General features: G+C 71.8%; 13 protein-coding genes. 10 read left to right on the top strand and 3 right to left on the bottom strand.

Translation table 11 applies throughout. The features are described from left to right. Positions 1-90 precede the first annotated feature (90 nt). The 3 genes from Sdi02f_RS22115 to Sdi02f_RS22105 all read left to right on the top strand — a co-directional run bounded on the left by Sdi02f_RS22115 (position 91) and on the right by Sdi02f_RS22105 (position 3,598). On the top strand, positions 91-1,143 hold the full coding sequence (locus tag Sdi02f_RS22115; RefSeq protein ID WP_030403972.1) for an endonuclease/exonuclease/phosphatase family protein: 1,053 nt from the start codon (positions 91-93) through the stop codon (positions 1,141-1,143). A gap of 105 nt (positions 1,144-1,248) precedes the next feature. Continuing rightward, on the top strand, positions 1,249-2,475 hold the full coding sequence (locus Sdi02f_RS22110) for an MFS transporter (protein WP_108933888.1): 1,227 nt from the start codon (positions 1,249-1,251) through the stop codon (positions 2,473-2,475). Between the two features lie 259 nt (positions 2,476-2,734). Further along, the gene (locus tag Sdi02f_RS22105; RefSeq protein WP_159107666.1) at positions 2,735-3,598 is read left to right on the top strand and encodes a hypothetical protein; all 864 of its coding nucleotides are present in this window, start codon (positions 2,735-2,737) and stop codon (positions 3,596-3,598) included. 81 nt (positions 3,599-3,679) lie between these two features. On the opposite strand, the gene glnA2 is transcribed toward Sdi02f_RS22105, so the two are convergent. Further along, a complete protein-coding gene (gene glnA2 / locus Sdi02f_RS22100; protein ID WP_030403969.1) occupies positions 3,680-5,041 on the bottom strand; it encodes a gamma-glutamylpolyamine synthetase GlnA2 in 1,362 nt (453 codons plus the stop codon). Between the two features lie 292 nt (positions 5,042-5,333). Between glnA2 and Sdi02f_RS22095 the strand changes: the two genes are divergently transcribed. The 3 genes from Sdi02f_RS22095 to Sdi02f_RS22085 all read left to right on the top strand — a co-directional run bounded on the left by Sdi02f_RS22095 (position 5,334) and on the right by Sdi02f_RS22085 (position 9,928). Then, the gene (locus Sdi02f_RS22095) at positions 5,334-6,008 is read left to right on the top strand and encodes a thioredoxin-like domain-containing protein (protein WP_030403968.1); all 675 of its coding nucleotides are present in this window, start codon (positions 5,334-5,336) and stop codon (positions 6,006-6,008) included. Continuing rightward, positions 6,005-6,631, top strand: a complete 627-nt coding sequence (locus tag Sdi02f_RS22090) for a DUF305 domain-containing protein (protein WP_031087254.1) — start codon at positions 6,005-6,007, stop codon at positions 6,629-6,631. The genes Sdi02f_RS22095 and Sdi02f_RS22090 overlap by 4 nt, the downstream gene beginning before the upstream one ends. A 294-nt stretch (positions 6,632-6,925) precedes the next feature. Beyond that, entirely contained in the window at positions 6,926-9,928 is a 3,003-nt protein-coding gene (locus tag Sdi02f_RS22085; protein WP_030403966.1) for a bifunctional [glutamine synthetase] adenylyltransferase/[glutamine synthetase]-adenylyl-L-tyrosine phosphorylase, read from the top strand. Between the two features lie 40 nt (positions 9,929-9,968). Here Sdi02f_RS22085 and Sdi02f_RS22080 read toward each other — a convergent pair whose 3' ends face one another. Together Sdi02f_RS22080 and Sdi02f_RS22075 are read right to left on the bottom strand one after the other, a co-directional pair. Beyond that, the gene (locus tag Sdi02f_RS22080; RefSeq protein ID WP_037799966.1) at positions 9,969-10,829 is read right to left on the bottom strand and encodes a phosphatase PAP2 family protein; all 861 of its coding nucleotides are present in this window, start codon (positions 10,827-10,829) and stop codon (positions 9,969-9,971) included. Positions 10,830-10,923: 94 nt separating this feature from the next. Beyond that, positions 10,924-11,958 (bottom strand): LacI family DNA-binding transcriptional regulator, encoded by a 1,035-nt coding sequence (locus Sdi02f_RS22075; protein ID WP_030403964.1) that lies wholly within the window; start codon positions 11,956-11,958, stop codon positions 10,924-10,926. 391 nt (positions 11,959-12,349) lie between these two features. Between Sdi02f_RS22075 and Sdi02f_RS22070 the strand changes: the two genes are divergently transcribed. The 4 genes from Sdi02f_RS22070 to Sdi02f_RS22055 form a co-directional block, all read left to right on the top strand. Next, on the top strand, positions 12,350-13,621 hold the full coding sequence (locus Sdi02f_RS22070; RefSeq protein WP_030403963.1) for an extracellular solute-binding protein: 1,272 nt from the start codon (positions 12,350-12,352) through the stop codon (positions 13,619-13,621). Positions 13,622-13,731: 110 nt separating this feature from the next. Next, positions 13,732-14,736: a carbohydrate ABC transporter permease gene (locus Sdi02f_RS22065; protein ID WP_030403962.1), complete on the top strand. Its 1,005-nt coding sequence runs from the start codon at positions 13,732-13,734 to the stop codon at positions 14,734-14,736. 13 nt (positions 14,737-14,749) lie between these two features. Then, complete coding sequence (locus tag Sdi02f_RS22060) at positions 14,750-15,661, top strand: sugar ABC transporter permease (protein ID WP_030403961.1); 912 nt, start codon at positions 14,750-14,752, stop codon at positions 15,659-15,661. 119 nt (positions 15,662-15,780) lie between these two features. Beyond that, on the top strand, positions 15,781-17,080 hold a 1,300-nt coding region (locus tag Sdi02f_RS22055; RefSeq protein WP_108933886.1), incomplete at its 3' end, for a glycoside hydrolase family 13 protein.

Genomic DNA, 17,080 nt, shown 5'->3' with positions numbered 1-17,080 from the left:
TCGAGGGACGGCGGGATCGGAACCGATCATCCCCTATGGTGCTGAGTCACAGGGGGCGACGGTGTGCACGGCGGGCAGTGAGGCGACGGTATGGCGCAGCAGGCGTACATGACGGAGACGGACAGCGGCGACTCGGACCCCGAGCGCCGCGGGACCCGGATTCGGCGCCTGCTCGTCCGGGCGGTCGGCGGCTGGCGCGGCGACCGGCGGATCTGGCGCCGGGGCCTGGTCACCGCCGCCGTCGCGCTCCTCCTGGCCGGTGTCATGGCGGCCCACTCGCGCATCCCCAACACCATCGGCAACCTCGGCAGCCTCACGGAGACCTTCCTGCCGTGGTTCGGCCTGCTGGTCCCGGTCCTGCTGGCGATCGCCCTGGTGCGCAAGTCGGCGACGGCGCTGATCGCGCTGGTGCTGCCGGTGAGCGTGTGGCTCCACCTCTTCGGCGGCCTGCTCTTCGACAAGACCGGCACCGGCGGGGACCTCACCGTGGCCACGCACAACGTCAACGCCGACAACGCCGACCCGGCGGGCACCGCCCGCGCCGTCGCCGCGGCCGGCGCGGACGTCCTGGCCCTGGAGGAGCTGAAGGCGTCCGCCGTGCCGACGTACGAGAAGGCGCTGGAGGAGAAGTACCCCCACCACGCGGTCGTCGGCACCGTCGGTCTGTGGAGCACGTACCCGATCAGTGCCGTGAGGCCGGTCGACATCGAGATGGGCTGGAAGCGCGCGATGCGCGCCACCGTCACCACCCCGTCCGGGCAGATCGCCGTCTACGTCGCCCACCTGCCCTCCGTACGGGTGAAGCTGGAGGCCGGGTTCACCGCGCGGCAGCGGGACAAGAGCGCCGAGGCCCTCGGCGCGGCCATCTCCCACGAGAAGCTGCCCCGCAAGATCCTCCTCGGCGACCTGAACGGCACCATGAACGACCGCTCGCTCACCGCCATCACCTCGCAACTGCGGTCCCCGCAGGGCGCCGTGGGCGACGGCTTCGGCTTCAGCTGGCCGGCGTCCTTCCCGATGGCCCGCATCGACCAGATCCTGGTCACCGGCGTCGAACCCATGACGAGCTGGACCCTCCCGGCGACCGGCAGCGACCACCTTCCGATCGCCGCGCGTGTGAAGGTCGACACAACGGCTTCCTGAAATTCGCCTGCGGAATACCCGCCCTGAGAGCCTTTGTTCCGTACGGGAACATACAGTCGTCCCCCTCACCCGTACGCACTCCGCTCTCGAAAGGCGAGACCCTTCATGCCCCTGGCCCTGCTCGCCCTCGCCGTGGGCGCCTTCGGTATCGGCACCACCGAGTTCGTGATGATGGGCCTGCTGCCCGACGTCGCGGACGACCTGGGCATCTCCATCCCCACCGCCGGCCACCTCGTCTCCGCCTACGCGCTCGGCGTCGTCGTCGGCGCCCCGCTGCTCGCCGCGGCGACGACCCGGATGTCCCGCCGCACGGTCCTCATCGCCCTCATGGCCCTCTTCGTCCTCGGCAACGCCCTGTCGGCCGTCGCCCCCGGCGAGGTCTCCCTCCTGGCCGCCCGCTTCGTCAGCGGGCTGCCGCACGGCGCCTTCTTCGGCGTCGGCGCGGTCGTCGCCACCGGCATGGTCGCGCCGGAACGCCGGGCCCGCTCCGTCTCCCTGATGTTCCTCGGCCTCACCGTCGCCAACATCGTCGGCGTCCCCGCCGCCACCGCCATGGGCCAGCACCTCGGCTGGCGGGCCACCTTCCTCGGCGTGAGCGCGATCGGCGTGGCGGCGATAGCGGCGCTGGCCGTCCTGATCCCGCGCGACCACGCCCCCGCCCCCGCGGCCGGCCTGCGCGGCGAACTGGCCGCCCTGCGCTCCCTGCCCGTCTGGCTGGCGCTCGGCACGACGGTCGCGGGCTTCGGCGCGCTCTTCGCCGCGTACAGCTACATCACACCGATGCTGACCGACGCCGCCGGGTTCGCCGAGACCAGCGTGACGCTGCTGCTCGCCCTCTTCGGCGTCGGCGCCACCGCGGGCAACCTGCTGGGCGGACGCCTGGCCGACCACTCCCTGCGCGGCACGCTCTTCGGGGGCCTGGCCGCCCTCGTCGTGGTGCTGGGGCTCTTCCCCCTGCTGATGCGCACGCCGGTCACGGCGGCCGCGTCGGTGGCCCTGCTCGGCATGGCCGCCTTCGTCACCGGGTCCCCGCTCCAGTTGATGGTGATGGAGAAGGCCGCGGCGGCCCCCTCCCTCGCCTCCTCCGCCAACCAGGCCGCCTTCAACCTGGCCAACGCGGGCGGCGCCTGGATCGGCGGCCTCGGCCTGGCCGCCGGATTCGGGGTCACCTCCCCGGCGACGGCGGGCGCAGCCCTCGCGGTCCTGGGCCTCGCGGTCGCGGGCACGGCGTGGGCGGTGGACCGACGCCGCGCGTCCCTCACCCCGGCACCCGTCCGCGAGCGCGTGGTCGCGGGTCACGTGCCGGAGGGGGTGGAGGCGGTACGGCGGTGACGGCGGTGCGCCGATGAGGTCGAACGCCTCGCGCCGGCGCTGCCGTGACCACCCGGGGCAGCCTCACGCGGCGCGCCGCCGCAGCGCGGACAGCACCCGCACCACCGTGCCCGCGGCCGGGCGGCATCATGAAGGCGGTCCCGGACGAGGAACCGGGTGCGGAGAACGCCCTGAAGGCCGATGCCCAGGACGGCGGAGGAACGGAGCGACGAGCATGGCCGGCGTGCGGCAGGCGAGGGACGAGGCCCGCGGGAGGAGCGTGAGGCGTTCCGTCCCGCTCGCGGTCGGCATCGGTTGCTACACCATCGCCGTGATCGTGGCGATGTTCCTCCTCGTCGACGGAACCGGGGCGTTCGTCGAGACCGCTCTGTGGGTCGTGCACGGGCTGCTTCTCGTCGTTCTGATCCGCAGGCTCGGTGCCCGGGAGTCGAGCACGTACGCGGCGCTGTTCGTCGTGGTCACCTCCGTAATGTCGGTGTACGTCTTCGACCTGGGACGCGACGACCTCACGCTGCAGCACCGCGGCGAGGAGGTCACGGCCACGGTCGTGAAGGAGCGGCTCGACCCGGCCCGGGGACGCAAGGGCCGCCACTCCCACTACGAGCTGCGACGGGAGGACGGCTCCCGCGTGCCCGGGCCGGAGCTGGAGACGACGACCGACCTCTACGACGTCGGCCAGGAACTGACCGTGATCGCGGACCCGGAAGGCGCACTCCGCCCCCGGACGCCGGGGCAGGCGGACGCCACCGGCGAGCTGATCGGCGCGGGGGCGGCAGGTCTCGCCGCGCTCGGTGCGGTCGGGTGGATGGCATGGCGCGGCTCGGACGCGGCGCGCCGACGGGAGGAGCGGAAGCGCACGGCCGGCGGGGGCAAGGCGTACCGGCATGTCACCGGCGACGCCGGTACGCCGGACGAGCAGGAGCTGAAGCTGCGCCAAGTGCTGCGCAGCCACCCCGCCGACCGGCGCGGCTACATCGAGGTCCAGCCCGAGGAGTACCCCGACGTCCCGCGGCAGCGGGCCGCCCGGATCGCCTGGGAGACGGGGCTGCGCGCGGAGGCGCTGGGAAACAGGGGCTCGTGGCGGTTCGCGGAGACGGTGATCGAGGAAGTCCCCCACGACTGAAAGTCCCCACGACCGAGCGTCCCCACGACTGAAAGTCCCACGCCCGGAACGGGGGCGGCCGTCGGGCCGCCCCCGGTCCCGTTACAGCACCGGCAGCGACTTCTTCAGCTCGAACGCCGTGACCTGGGACCGGTACTCCTCCCACTCCTGGCGCTTGTTGCGCAGGAAGAAGTCGAACACGTGCTCGCCCAGGGTCTCGGCGACCAGGTCGCTGCGTTCCATCAGGGCCAGCGCCTCGCCCAGGTTCTGGGGGAGGGGCTCGATGCCCAGGGCGCGGCGTTCCGCGTCGGAGAGCGCCCAGACGTCGTCCTCGGCGCCCGGCGGGAGTTCGTAGCCCTCCTCGATGCCCTTGAGGCCGGCGGCCAGCAGGACGGCGTAGGTGAGGTACGGGTTGGCGCCGGAGTCGATGGAGCGGACCTCGACGCGGGCCGAACCGGTCTTGCCGGGCTTGTACATCGGGACGCGGACCAGGGCCGAGCGGTTGTTGTGGCCCCAGCAGATGTAGGAGGGGGCCTCGCCGCCCGCGCCCGCCGTGCGCTCCGTGCCGCCCCAGATGCGCTTGTAGGAGTTCACCCACTGGTTGGTGACCGCGGACGTCTCCGCCGCGTGCCGCAGCAGGCCCGCGATGAAGGAGCGGCCGACCTTGGAGAGCTGGTACTCGGCGCCGGACTCGTAGAACGCGTTGCGGTCGCCCTCGAAGAGGGACAGGTGCGAGTGCATGCCCGAGCCGGGGTACTCCGAGAACGGCTTCGGCATGAACGTGGCCTGGAGGCCCTGCTCCAGCGCCACCTGCTTCATGACCAGGCGGAACGTCATGATGTTGTCGGCCGTCGAGAGCGCGTCCGCGTAGCGCAGGTCGATCTCCTGCTGGCCCGGGGCGCCCTCGTGGTGGGAGAACTCCACCGAGATGCCCATCGACTCCAGCATCGTGATCGCCTGGCGGCGGAAGTCCATGCCGATGTTCTGCGGGGTGTGGTCGAAGTAGCCGGAGTTGTCGGCGGGGGTCGGCACCGAGCCGTCGACCGGCTTGTCCTTCAGCAGGAAGAACTCGATCTCGGGGTGCGTGTAGAAGGTGAAGCCCAGGTCGGAGGTGCGGGCCAGGGCGCGCTTGAGCACGTACCTGGGGTCCGCGAAGGACGGCGAGCCGTCCGGCATGAGGATGTCGCAGAACATGCGGGCCGTGCCGGGCGCCTCCGCGCGCCAGGGCAGGACCTGGAACGTCGACGGGTCCGGCTTGGCGATCATGTCGGACTCGTAGACCCGGGCGAAGCCCTCGATCGCGGAGCCGTCGAAACCGATGCCCTCGTCGAAGGCCTGCTCCAGCTCGGCCGGGGCCACGGCGACGGACTTGAGGAAGCCCAGTACGTCCGTGAACCACAGGCGTACGAACCGGATGTCGCGCTCCTCCAGCGTCCGGATCACGAACTCCTGCTGCTTGTCCATCTTCCGCTTCCCCATCCTTGCTGGTCAGGCCGCCTGTCTCCGGTACGGCGGGAGGCGGTCGGGCACGTGAGCATCACACCACAGCGCCGTTGCGTAGGCGTTGCCGACCTGTCTCGGCCGGCCCACCCCGTGACCGCAGCGTAGAGGCCACCTGTTCGATCGGGCCATTCCTGGGCCGCGGCCGCGACAGATCCTGTGCCCGCCCTACGAAGGACGGGCCCCGCCCCCTTACGATCAGCGGACCCTCACCGCTCCTTCGTCCCGAGATTCCTTCCCAGAAGGGCAGCACCCCATGGGTTCCGCCAAGAAGAGCAGCAGCACGGCGCGCCAGGCCCGCATAGCCGAGATGCGGCGTGCCGAGGAGGCCCGCGACCGCCGCAGGAGGCTCCTCGCGATCGCGCTCAGCACCGTGGTCGTCGCCGGTCTCGTCGTCGGCGGCGTCGTCCTCGTACGGTCGCAGTCGGACGACTCCGACGGCATGGAGTCGAAGGGCGACGGGACGAAGACCTCCGGCAAGTTCGTCACCGGCGCGGACGGGCTGCGGACCTGGGACGGCGACCTGGGCCGCGACCACGTCACCAAGAAGGTGACCTACCCCGTCGAACCCCCCGTCGGCGGCGACCACAACCAGGTCTGGATGAACTGCAACGGCGACGTGTACACCAAGCCGCTGAACAACGAGAACGCCGTGCACTCGCTGGAGCACGGCGCCGTCTGGGTGACCTACACCGACCAGGCGTCCGAGGCCGACGTCGAGAAGCTGGCCGCCAAGGTCAAGAAGACCCCGTACTCGCTGATGAGTCCCGACGACAAGCAGAAGGACCCGATCGTGCTGTCCGCCTGGGGGCACCAGCGCACGGTGACCGGTGCCGACGACCCGAACGTGGACGCGTTCTTCGAGAAGTTCGTCCAGGGCGAGCAGACCCCCGAGCCGGGGGCCGCGTGCACCAACGGGCTGTCCCAGTGACCCCGAAACGGACCGGGTGGACCGTCGGGGCCGCGGCGGCGGTGCTCGTCGCGGCCGGCGGCATCACCTACGCGGTCGCCGGGGACGACGGCGGAAGCGAGGTGCCGGCCGCCGGCTCCGCGGACGCCGGGTTCGCCCGGGACATGTCGGTCCACCACCAGCAGGCCGTGGAGATGTCGTACGTCGTCCGCGACCGCACCGACGACGAGGAGGTGCGGCGGCTCGCGTACGACATCGCGCAGACCCAGGCCAACCAGCGCGGCATGCTGATCGGCTGGCTCGACCTGTGGGCGCTGCCCAAGGTGTCGTCCGACCCGCCGATGACCTGGATGGGCATGGGGGACGCGCCCTCGGCCGGTGAGGGCTCGCTGATGCCGGGGATGGCCACCGACGCCGAGATGGACAAGCTCGGGACGCTGAACGGCAAGCAGGCCGAGGTCTACTACCTCCAGCTCATGACCGAGCACCACAAGGGCGGCGTCCACATGGCCGAGGGGTGCGTCGAGCGGTGCACGGTCGGGGTGGAGAAGCGGCTGGCCCGGGGCATGGTGGAGTCGCAGGAGTCGGAGATCCGGCTGATGGCCGACCTGCTGGCCGAGCGGGGCGCGAAGCCGCGGACGTGAGGCCGTGCCCCGTGCGCCGTGCCCCTGTGCTCCGTGCGCCGTGCGCCGTGCCCCGTCCGCCGCTCCGGGCGCCCGGCCAGGCACCCGCACCGGGCGTCCGGGCGGGCACCGGGCCGGGCGGGGCCTGCCGCCCGGGTGCCGGTCGTGGTGGCGCGCCCGCACGACCGAAGCGGGCCGCCGGAGGAGCCGGAGCGGTACGCCCCGGCGCCCGCGCCCCGTTCCCCGGTTACGCTCAGCCCGTACGACCTTGATCCCGCGGGACCCACGACCCGCACGGTCCGACAGGAGGCCGAGATGACGGCGCCGGGACGCAGGAGCAGCACCTTCACGCGGCTGCTGCGGCACGGGTTCACCGACCCCTCCGCCGCCGAACGGCTCCTCGACGGCGCCGAGCTGGCCGAGCTGCGCGCCGACCCCGTCCTGCTGGAGGCGCTGGGCGCCACCGCCGACCCCGACCTGGCCCTGCACGGCCTGGTACGGCTCCTGGAGGCGCAGCCCGGCCCCACCGCCCGGCAGGAGCTGCTGGACACCCTGATAGCGGCCAAGCCGCTGCGCGACCGTCTCCTCGGGGTGCTCGGCGCCAGCGAGGCGCTCGGCGACCACCTCGCCCGGCACGCCGGGGACTGGCAGGCCCTGGTGACGTTCGAGCCGCGGGACCTGCACCGCGGGGTCGAGGAGTTCGAGCGGGGGCTCGCCGAGGCCACCGACCCGGTCTCCCTGCGCGTCGCCTACCGGCGCTGCCTGCTGTCCATCGCCGCCCGCGACGTGTGCGGCACCATCGACGTCGCCGAGACCGCCGCCGAGCTGGCCGACCTCGCCACCGCCACCCTGCGCGCCGCCCTGGCCCTCGCCGAGGCGGCGGCACCCGAGGACGCGGCGCGGTGCCGGCTCGCGGTGATCGCGATGGGCAAGTGCGGCGGACACGAACTGAACTACGTCTCCGACGTCGACGTGATCTTCGTGGGCGAGCCGGCGGACCCCGGCCCCGACGCCGACGAGACCAAGGCGCTGCGGTCCGCCACCTCGCTCGCCTCGCACATGATGCGGATCTGCTCCGAGACGACCGTCGAGGGCTCCATCTGGCCCGTCGACGCCAACCTGCGCCCCGAGGGCCGCAACGGCCCGCTGGTGCGCACCCTCAGCAGCCACGTCGCCTACTACCAGCGCTGGGCCAAGACCTGGGAGTTCCAGGCGCTGCTCAAGGCCCGCCCGGTGGCCGGCGACCCCGGGCTCGGCGCCGAGTACGTCGCCGCCCTCCAGCCCCTGGTCTGGCAGGCCGCCGACCGCGAGAACTTCGTCCCGGACGTGCAGAAGATGCGCCGCCGGGTGGTGGAGACCATCCCCGTCGCCGAGGTCGACCGGCAGCTCAAGCTCGGCCCCGGCGGCCTCAGGGACGTCGAGTTCGCCGTGCAGCTCCTCCAGCTCGTGCACGGGCGGGCCGACACCTCCCTGCACAGCGGCACGACCCTGGACGCGCTGGAGGCCCTCGCCGCGGGCGGCTACGTCGGCCGGACCGACGCCGCCCAGCTCGAGGAGGCGTACCGCTTCCTGCGCTCCATGGAGCACCGCATCCAGCTCCACCGGCTGCGCCGCACCCACCTCGTGCCCGAGGACGAGGCCGACCTGCGCCGCCTCGGCCGCTCGCTGGGCCTGCGCACCGACCCGGTGAGCGGGCTGCTGCGCGCGTGGAAGCGGCACGCCTCCGTCGTGCGCCGCCTGCACGAGAAGCTGTTCTACCGGCCGCTGCTCGACGCCGTCGCCCAGCTCGCGCCCGGCGAGGCCCGGCTGAGCCCCGAGGCCGCCCGGGAGCGCCTGGTGGCCCTCGGGTACGCCGACCCGGCGGCGGCGCTGCGGCACCTGGAGGCGCTGGCGTCCGGCGTCACCCGCAAGGCGGCGATCCAGCGCACCCTGCTGCCCGTGCTGCTCGGCTGGTTCGCCGACTCCGCCGACCCGGACACCGGGCTGCTCAACTTCCGCAAGGTCTCCGACGCGCTCGGCACCACCCCCTGGTACCTCAGGCTGCTGCGCGACGAGGGCGCCGCCGCCGAGAACCTCGCCCGCGTCCTGTCCGCCGGGCGGCTCGCCCCCGACCTGCTGATGCGGGCCCCGGAGGCCGTCGCGCTGCTCGGCGACGGCGTCGCCGGGGGGCTGCGGCCGCGCGGCCGGGCCGCCCTGGAGCAGGAGACCCTCGCCGCGGTCCGCCGCGCCGACGACGCCGTACAGGCCGTCACCGCGGTGCGCGGCGTACGGCGCCGGGAGCTGTTCCGCACGGCCGCCGCCGACATCGTCGGCTCCTACGGCACCGAGGCCCAGCCCGTCGAGGCCGACCAGGGCGCCCTGGTGGACCTGGTCGGCGGCGCGGTGTCCGACCTGACGGCGGCGACGCTGGCGGGGACGCTGCGGGCGGTCGTGCGGGACCAGTGGGGCGACGTCCTGCCGACCCGCTTCGCGATCATCGGCATGGGCCGCTTCGGCGGACGCGAGCTGGGCTACGGCTCCGACGCGGACGTGCTCTTCGTGCACGAGCCCCGCGACGGGGTGGACGAGCGGGAGGCGGGCGACGCCGCCAACAAGGTCGTCTCCGAGATGCGGCGCCTGCTCCAGGTGCCCAGTGCCGACCCGCCGCTGCTGATCGACGCCGACCTGCGGCCCGAGGGCAGGTCCGGGCCGCTGGTGCGGACCCTGAAGTCGTACGAGGCGTACTACCGGCGCTGGTCGCTGGGGTGGGAGTCGCACGCCCTGCTGCGGGCCGGGTTCGTCGCCGGGGACGAGGACCTGGGGCGGCGCTTCGTCGAGCTGGTCGACCCCCTGCGCTACCCGGCGGGCGGGCTCACCGAGGACGCCGTGCGGGAGATCCGGCGGCTGAAGGCCCGCATGGAGTCCGAGCGGCTGCCGCGCGGTGCCGACCCCAAGCTGCACGCGAAACTGGGGCCGGGCGGGCTCTCCGACGTGGAGTGGACCGTGCAGTTGCTCCAGCTGCGGCACGGGCACGAGGTCGCCGGGCTGCGGACCACCGGGACGCGCACGGCGCTGGCCGCCGCCCGCGACGCCGGGTTCGTGTCGGCCGAGCACGCCGAGATCCTCGACGAGGCATGGGTGCTGGCGACGCGGGTGCGCAACGCGGTGATGCTGGTGCGGGGACGGGCCGGGGACACCTTCCCGACGGACCCGCGGGAACTGGCGGCCGTCGGCCGCTACCTCGGCCACGGCTCGGGCCACGCGGGCGACATGCTCGACGAGTACCGCCGCACGGCCCGCCGGGCACGGACGGTGGTGGAGGAGCTGTTCTACGCGTGACGTCACCCGGCCGCGGGCACGCCCGCCCCGCGGCCGCGGGCTACGCCCGCCCCGGCGACCACGCCTTCCGCCGCGCGGCGGCCGGCACGAGACGGGGCAGCGCGTACGGCAGCCGCCCGTACCACGCGGCGGCGACCGCGTAGCCGAACGCCAGGCACAGCACACCCCCCACCGCGTCCAGCCAGAAGTGGTTCGCCGTCGCCACGATCACCACCAGCGTCAGCACCGGATACACCAGCCCCAGCACCCGCACCCACGGCACCGACGCCAGGGCGAAGATCGTCAGCCCGCACCACACCGACCACCCGATGTGCATCGACGGCATCGCGGCGTACTGGTTGGACATGTTCTTCAGGTCCCCGGACGCCATCGACCCCCACGTCTCGTGGACCATCACCGTGTCGACGAAGTGCCCGCCGTTCATCAGACGGGGCGGGGCGAGCGGATACAGGTAGTAGCCGGCCAGGGCCACACCGGTCGTCGCGAAGAGGACCAGCCGGGTCGCCGCGTACCGGCCGGGATGGCTGCGGAAGAGCCACACCAGGACACCGAGCGTCACCACGAAGTGCAGCGTGGCGTAGTAGTAGTTCATGCCCACGACCAGCCAGGTCACCGAGTTCACGGCGTGGTTGACGCTCTCCTCGACGGCGATGCCGAGCTGCTGCTCGACGCGCCAGATCCAGTCGGCGTTGCGCAGTGCCGCCGTCCGCTGCTCCGGCACCGCGTTGCGGACCAGGGAGTACGTCCAGTAACTGAGCGCGATCAGCAGGATCTCGAACCAGAGGCGGGGCCGGCGCGGGGTGCGCAGCCGGCGCAGGAGTCCCTTCCCCGTCGTCCCGGTGACGGGGTGTGGAACGCCGTCCTCGAGGCGTTCCCCAGTCCTCACGGTCGCGTCACCCATAGGCATGAAGTCTGCCAGAAAAGCCTTCTTCCACCGATCATCCCCCAGGTCGGTCCGACCCGCATCCGGCCCGGATCCGGCACCCCGAGGAGCGTCAGGGGCGGGGCCGCTCGCCCGGTGCCGACGCCGTCGAGCCGCGCACCACCAGCTCCGGCATGAAGACGAACTCGCTGTGCGGCGCGGGGGTCCCGCCGACCTCCTCCAGCAGGGTGCGCACCGCCGCCTGCCCCATCGCCGGGACCGGCTTGCGGACCGTCGTCAGGGGCGGGTCGGTGAAGGCGATCAGCGGCGAGTCGTCGAAGCCGACGACCGAGATGTCCTTGGGCACGTCCAGGCCCTGCTGCCGCGCCGCGCGTATCGCGCCCAGCGCCATCATGTCGCTGGCGCAGACCACCGCCGTGCAGTCCCGCCCGATGAGCGCGGCGGCCGCCGCCTGACCGCCCTCCAGGGTGTACAGGGAGTGCTGGACCAGCTCCTTCTCCACGGTCTCGGCGCTCAGGCCCAACTGCTCCTGGACGGCGCGCACGAACCCCTCGATCTTGCGCTGCACCGGCACGAACCGCTTCGGCCCGAGGGCCAGCCCGATCCTGGTGTGGCCGAGCGAGACGAGGTGGGTGACCGCGAGGCTCATCGCGGCCCGGTCGTCGGGGGAGATGAACGGCGCCTGCACCTGCGAGGAGAAGCCGTCGACGAGGACGAACGGCACGCCCTGCGCGCGCAGCCGCTCGTAGCGCTGCATGTCGGCGGTGGTGTCGGCGTGCAGTCCGGAGACGTAGATGATGCCGGCGACCCCGCGGTCGACCAGCATCTCGGTCAGCTCGTCCTCCGTGGAGCCGCCCGGCGTCTGGGTGGCGAGGACCGGCGTGTAGCCCTGGCGGGTCAGTGCCTGGCCGATGACCTGGGCCAGCGCCGGGAATATCGGGTTCTCCAGCTCCGGGGTGATCAGGCCGACCAGGCCCTCGCTGCGCTGCCGCAGCCGCACGGGGCGCTCGTAGCCCAGCACGTCGAGGGCGGCGAGCACGGACTGGCGGGTGGTGGCGGCGACGCCCGGCTTCCCGTTGAGGACGCGGCTGACGGTCGCTTCGCTCACTCCCGCCTGGGCGGCGATGTCGGCAAGCCGTGTGGTCACAGGGGTGGACTGTACCTGTCGGCCGCCTCCTTGCACACCGATCGGGCGCCGTCGGCGGCCTGTTGGACGGCCCGTCGGACGGCCCGGCGCGGGCTGCTGCGTCATCGCGCTCCCTCGAGAAAGTGGCGGCAAGAGCTTGCAGAGTCTTGCACAACCCGCCCGATACCGCTCGGGCCCCGTAAACAAGCGTCTCATGACGGTCGCCAGGAGGTCACGCCCGGATAACTTCGGAGATCTCTTGCACATTTTTGCTGCAAGACCTTTCGCGAAGCTTTCCACGCTGTTACGTTCACGTCGCTCGGCGGCGGCAACGACGCGGCCGACAGTGGCAGGAGCGGCGGACGGGCCCGCACCCTGCACCACACGGGCTTTTCACCCTCAAGGAGAACTCATGCGGCGTGGCATAGCGGCCACCGCGCTGGTGGCGTCCCTCGCTCTGGCGGCGACGGCGTGCGGCGGGGACGGCGACAGCGACAGCGAGTCGGGCGGACCGGTCACCATCACATACTGGGACACCTCCAACGCGACCAACGAGGCGCCGACCTACAAGGCCCTGGTCAAGGAGTTCGAGGCGGCCAACAAGGACATCAAGGTCAACTTCGTCAACGTCCCCTTCGACCAGGCGCAGAACAAGTTCGACACCGCCGCAGGCTCCAAGGGCGCGCCCGACGTGCTGCGTTCCGAGGTCGGCTGGACGCCCGCCTTCGCCAAGAAGGGCTTCTTCCTGCCGCTGGACGGCACCGAGGCCCTCGCCGAGCAGGACAAGTTCCAGCCCAACCTGATCGAGCAGGCCAAGTACGAGGGCAAGACCTACGGCGTGCCGCTGGTCACCGACACCCTCGCCTTCGTCTACAACAAGGAACTCTTCGAGAAGGCCGGCGTCGAGGCCCCCAAGACCTGGGACGACCTGAAGAAGGCCGCAGCCACCATCAAGGACAAGACCGGAGTCGACGGCTACTGGGCCTCCACGGCCGGCTACTACGCGCAGCCGTTCCTCTACGGCGAGGGCACCGACACGGTCGACGCCGACGCCAAGAAGGTCACCGTCAACTCGCCCGAGGCCAAGAAGGCCTACGGCACCTGGCTGAGCCTCTTCAACGGCAAGGGCCTGCACAAGGCCGACACCACCGCGGACGCCTACGCCCACATCCAGGAGGCGTTCGTCAGCGGCAAGGTCGCCTCGATCATCCAGGGCCCGTGGGAGATCACCAACTTCTACAAGGGCTCGGCCTTCAAGGACAAGAACAACCTCGGCATCGCCACCGTCCCGGCCGGCTCCACCGGCAAGGCGGGCGCCCCGACCGGCGGCCACAACCTGTCGGTCTACGCCGGCTCGGACAAGGCCCACCAGGAGGCGGCGCTCAAGCTCGTGAAGTTCATGACCTCGGCGAAGTCCCAGGAGACCGTCGCCCTGAAGAACTCCACGCTGCCGACCCGCGACGACGCCTACACCGGCCAGGTCAAGACCGACCCGGGCATCGCGGGCTTCCAGACGGTCCTGCCCGCCGCCCAGCCGCGGCCGGCGCTGCCCGAGTACAGCTCCCTGTGGACGCCGCTGGACGACGCGCTGCCCCAGATCGCCGGCGGCAAGAAGTCCCTGGACGACGGACTGGGCGACGTCGAGACCGCGATCGCCAAGCTGGTGCCGGACTTCAGCAAGTGAGTCCGCGTGGCCGCCGGGCCCCCACCGGAGGGGAGGGGCCCGGCGGCCACCGGCCGTGCGCCGCACGCCCGACGTTCTGATCTTCCCCATGCTCCCGAAGGTGTCGAACCATGACAGTCGCCATCGACCGCGCGACCGGCAAGCGCCGCGGTGACCGCACCCCGCGGCCCGGCCTGGGCCGGCGTCTGAAAGACGGCTACCAGAAGCACTGGTACGCCTACGCCATGATCGCGCCGGTGGCCGTCGTGATCGGCGTCCTCGTGCTGTACCCGCTGGGCTACGGCCTCTACCTCACCCTCACCGACGCCAACAGCCTCAACAGCGCGCGCACCATCGGCGTCAACGAGATCGAGGCCACCTACAAGTTCGTCGGCCTGGACAACTACGCCGACATCCTGTGGGGCCCGACGGCCTACGACCGCTTCTGGTCGCACTTCATCTGGACCATCGTGTGGACGGCCGTCTGCGTCGGCCTGCACTTCTTCATCGGCCTCGGGCTCGCCCTGCTGCTCAACCAGAAGCTGCGCGGCCGCACCCTCTACCGGCTGATCCTGGTCCTGCCCTGGGCCGTGCCCACCTTCGTCACCGTCTTCGGCTGGCGCTTCATGCTCGCCGACGCCGGCATCATCAACACCGCCCTGGACTGGCTGCACCTGCCGACCCCCGCCTGGCTGGAGGACACCTTCTGGCAGCGGTTCTCCGCGATCATGGTCAACACCTGGTGCGGTGTGCCGTTCATGATGGTCTCGCTCCTCGGCGGCCTGCAGTCCATCGACAACAGCCTCTACGAGGCCTCCGAGATGGACGGCGCCAACGCCTGGCAGCGCTTCCGCTACGTCACCCTGCCCGGCCTCAGGACCGTCAGCTCCACCGTCGTCCTGCTCGGCATCATCTGGACCTTCAACCAGTTCGCCGTGATCTTCCTGCTGTTCGGCAACACCGCCCCCGACGCGCAGATCCTCGTCACCTGGGCGTACCAGCTCGGCTTCGGGCAGCAGCCGCGCGACTTCGCGCAGTCCGCGGCCTACGGCATCCTGCTGCTGGCCATCCTGATCGTCTTCACCTCCTTCTACCGCCGCTGGCTGAACCGCAATGAGCAGCAGCTCGCGAACTGAGGCAGGAGCCGCCATGAGTACAAGCACCGCACCCACCAAGGCGCCCGCCGAGCGAGTCACCGCGCCCACCGCGCCGCCGCGCAAGGTGCGCCGCCGCGGCGAACGCAGCCGCGCCGCCTCCCTCGCCTCCCACGGCGTCCTGACCGTCGCGAGCCTGGTGGCGCTCTTCCCGGTCGCCTGGCTGGTCTACCTGTCCCTCGGCCCGGACAAGGACGACTACCTGCACCCCGGACGCATCTGGTCGAAGATGACCTTCGACAACTACGCGTTCGTGCTCCAGGACACCAACTTCTTCGACTGGCTGAAGAGTTCGCTGATCGTCTCGCTGGGCACCACCGTCATCGGCGTGATGGTCGCCGCGACGACCGGCTACGCGGTCTCGCGGATGCGCTTCCCGGGCTACAAGAAGCTCATGTGGGTCCTGCTGGTCACCCAGATGTTCCCCATCGCGGTCCTGATCGTGCCGATGTACCAGATCCTGTCGAAGCTCCAGCTCATCGACAACTACTTCGGGCTGGTCCTCGTCTACTGCTCCACCGCCGTGCCGTACTGCGCCTGGCTGCTCAAGGGCTACTTCGACACCATCCCCTTCGAGATCGACGAGGCCGGACGCGTGGACGGGCTGTCCCCGTTCGGCACCTTCTTCCGGCTGATCCTGCCGCTGGCCCGGCCGGGCCTCGCGGTGGCCGGCTTCTACAGCTTCATCACGGCCTTCGGAGAGGTCGCCTTCGCCTCGACGTTCATGCTGAGCGACACGAAGTACACCTTCGCCGTCGGACTGCAGAGCTTCGTCAGCGAGCACGACGCGCAGCGCAACCTGATGGCGGCCACCGCCGTGCTCGTCGCGATACCCGTCTCCGCGTTCTTCTACCTCGTGCAGAAGAACCTCGTGACCGGCCTCACCGCGGGCGGCACGAAGGGCTGATCACCGCCCTGCCCGGAAAACGTCCGGCCGCGGTGCCCATCCGACCCCGCTGCACCGCGGCCGGCCGCCTCCCCCCCCGCCCACGCCTCCACTCCGTTCCGCTACGTACCAAGGACGACATGAGCCAGCAGCACTCCGCCGCACCGGCCCCCACCTCCGCCGTCGCCACCGTCGCAGGGCGCCACGACTGGTGGCGGGACGCGGTCATCTACCAGGTGTACCCGCGCAGTTTCGCCGACAGCAACGGCGACGGCATGGGCGACCTGGAGGGTGTCCGCACCCGCCTGCCCTACCTGCGCGACCTGGGTGTGGACGCCGTGTGGCTCAGCCCCTTCTACGCCTCCCCGCAGGCCGACGCCGGTTACGACGTCGCCGACTACCGGGCCGTCGACCCCATGTTCGGCACCCTCCTGGACGCCGACGCGCTGATCCGCGACGCCCACGCGCTGGGCCTGCGCATCATCGTCGACCTGGTGCCCAACCACTCCTCCGACCAGTACGAGTGGTTCAGGCGCGCGCTGGCCGAGGGCCCCGGCTCCCCGGCGCGGGACCGCTACCACTTCCGCCCCGGCAAGGGGAAGAACGGCGAACTGCCGCCCAACGACTGGGAGTCCATCTTCGGCGGCCCCGCCTGGACCCGCGTCACCGAGCCCGACGGCACGCCGGGGGAGTGGTACCTGCACCTGTTCGCCCCCGAGCAGCCCGACTTCAACTGGGAGCACCCGGCCGTCGGCGACGAGTTCCGCTCCATCCTGCGGTTCTGGCTGGACATGGGCGTGGACGGCTTCCGCATCGACGTCGCCCACGGCCTGGTGAAGGCCGAGGGCCTGCCCGACCTCGGCTCCCACGAGCAGTTGAAGCTGCTGGGCAACGATGTCATGCCGTTCTTCGACCAGGACGGCGTGCACGAGATCTACCGCCAGTGGCGGCGCATCCTCGACGAGTACAGCGGGGAGCGCATCTTCGTCGCCGAGGCGTGGACCCCGACCGTCGAGCGCACCGCCCACTACGTGCGCCCCGACGAACTGCACCAGGCGTTCAACTTCCAGTACCTGGGCACCCACTGGGACGCCGAGGAACTGCGCGCGGTCATCGACCGGACGCTCGACGCCATGCGCCCCGTCGGCGCCCCCGCCACCTGGGTCCTGTCCAACCACGACGTCACCCGGCACTCCACCCGCTTCGCCAACCCGGCCGGCCTCGGCACCCAGATCCGCCTGGCCGGCGACCGCGCACTGGGCCTGCGCCGGGCCCGCGCCGCGACCCTGCTGATGCTCGCGCTGCCCGGCTCGGCCTACGTCTACCAGGGCGAGGAACTGGGCCTGCCGGACGTCGTCGACCTGCCCGACGAGGTGCGCCAGGACCCGGCGTACTTCCGCGGCGCCGGCCAGGACGGCTTCCGCGACGGCTGCCGGGTGG

Source organism: Streptomyces ardesiacus (assembly GCF_003112575.1).
GTDB lineage: Bacteria > Actinomycetota > Actinomycetes > Streptomycetales > Streptomycetaceae > Streptomyces > Streptomyces ardesiacus.
The sequence above is the reverse complement of the archived record's forward strand: the minus strand, read 5'-3'. Positions and strand labels throughout refer to the sequence as shown.

What these genes read in the sequence shown, in the direction of transcription:
- Sdi02f_RS22070 (WP_030403963.1), top strand. Translation starts at nt 12,350, where the DNA reads ATGCGGCGTGGCATAGCGGCCACCGCGCTGGTGGCGTCCCTCGCTCTG.
- Sdi02f_RS22115 (WP_030403972.1), top strand. Translation starts at nt 91, where the DNA reads ATGGCGCAGCAGGCGTACATGACGGAGACGGACAGCGGCGACTCGGAC.
- Sdi02f_RS22080 (WP_037799966.1), bottom strand. Translation starts at nt 10,829, where the DNA reads ATGGGTGACGCGACCGTGAGGACTGGGGAACGCCTCGAGGACGGCGTT.
- Sdi02f_RS22095 (WP_030403968.1), top strand. Translation starts at nt 5,334, where the DNA reads ATGGGTTCCGCCAAGAAGAGCAGCAGCACGGCGCGCCAGGCCCGCATA.
- Sdi02f_RS22060 (WP_030403961.1), top strand. Translation starts at nt 14,750, where the DNA reads ATGAGTACAAGCACCGCACCCACCAAGGCGCCCGCCGAGCGAGTCACC.
- Sdi02f_RS22085 (WP_030403966.1), top strand. Translation starts at nt 6,926, where the DNA reads ATGACGGCGCCGGGACGCAGGAGCAGCACCTTCACGCGGCTGCTGCGG.
- Sdi02f_RS22110 (WP_108933888.1), top strand. Translation starts at nt 1,249, where the DNA reads ATGCCCCTGGCCCTGCTCGCCCTCGCCGTGGGCGCCTTCGGTATCGGC.
- glnA2 (WP_030403969.1), bottom strand. Translation starts at nt 5,041, where the DNA reads ATGGACAAGCAGCAGGAGTTCGTGATCCGGACGCTGGAGGAGCGCGAC.
- Sdi02f_RS22065 (WP_030403962.1), top strand. Translation starts at nt 13,732, where the DNA reads ATGACAGTCGCCATCGACCGCGCGACCGGCAAGCGCCGCGGTGACCGC.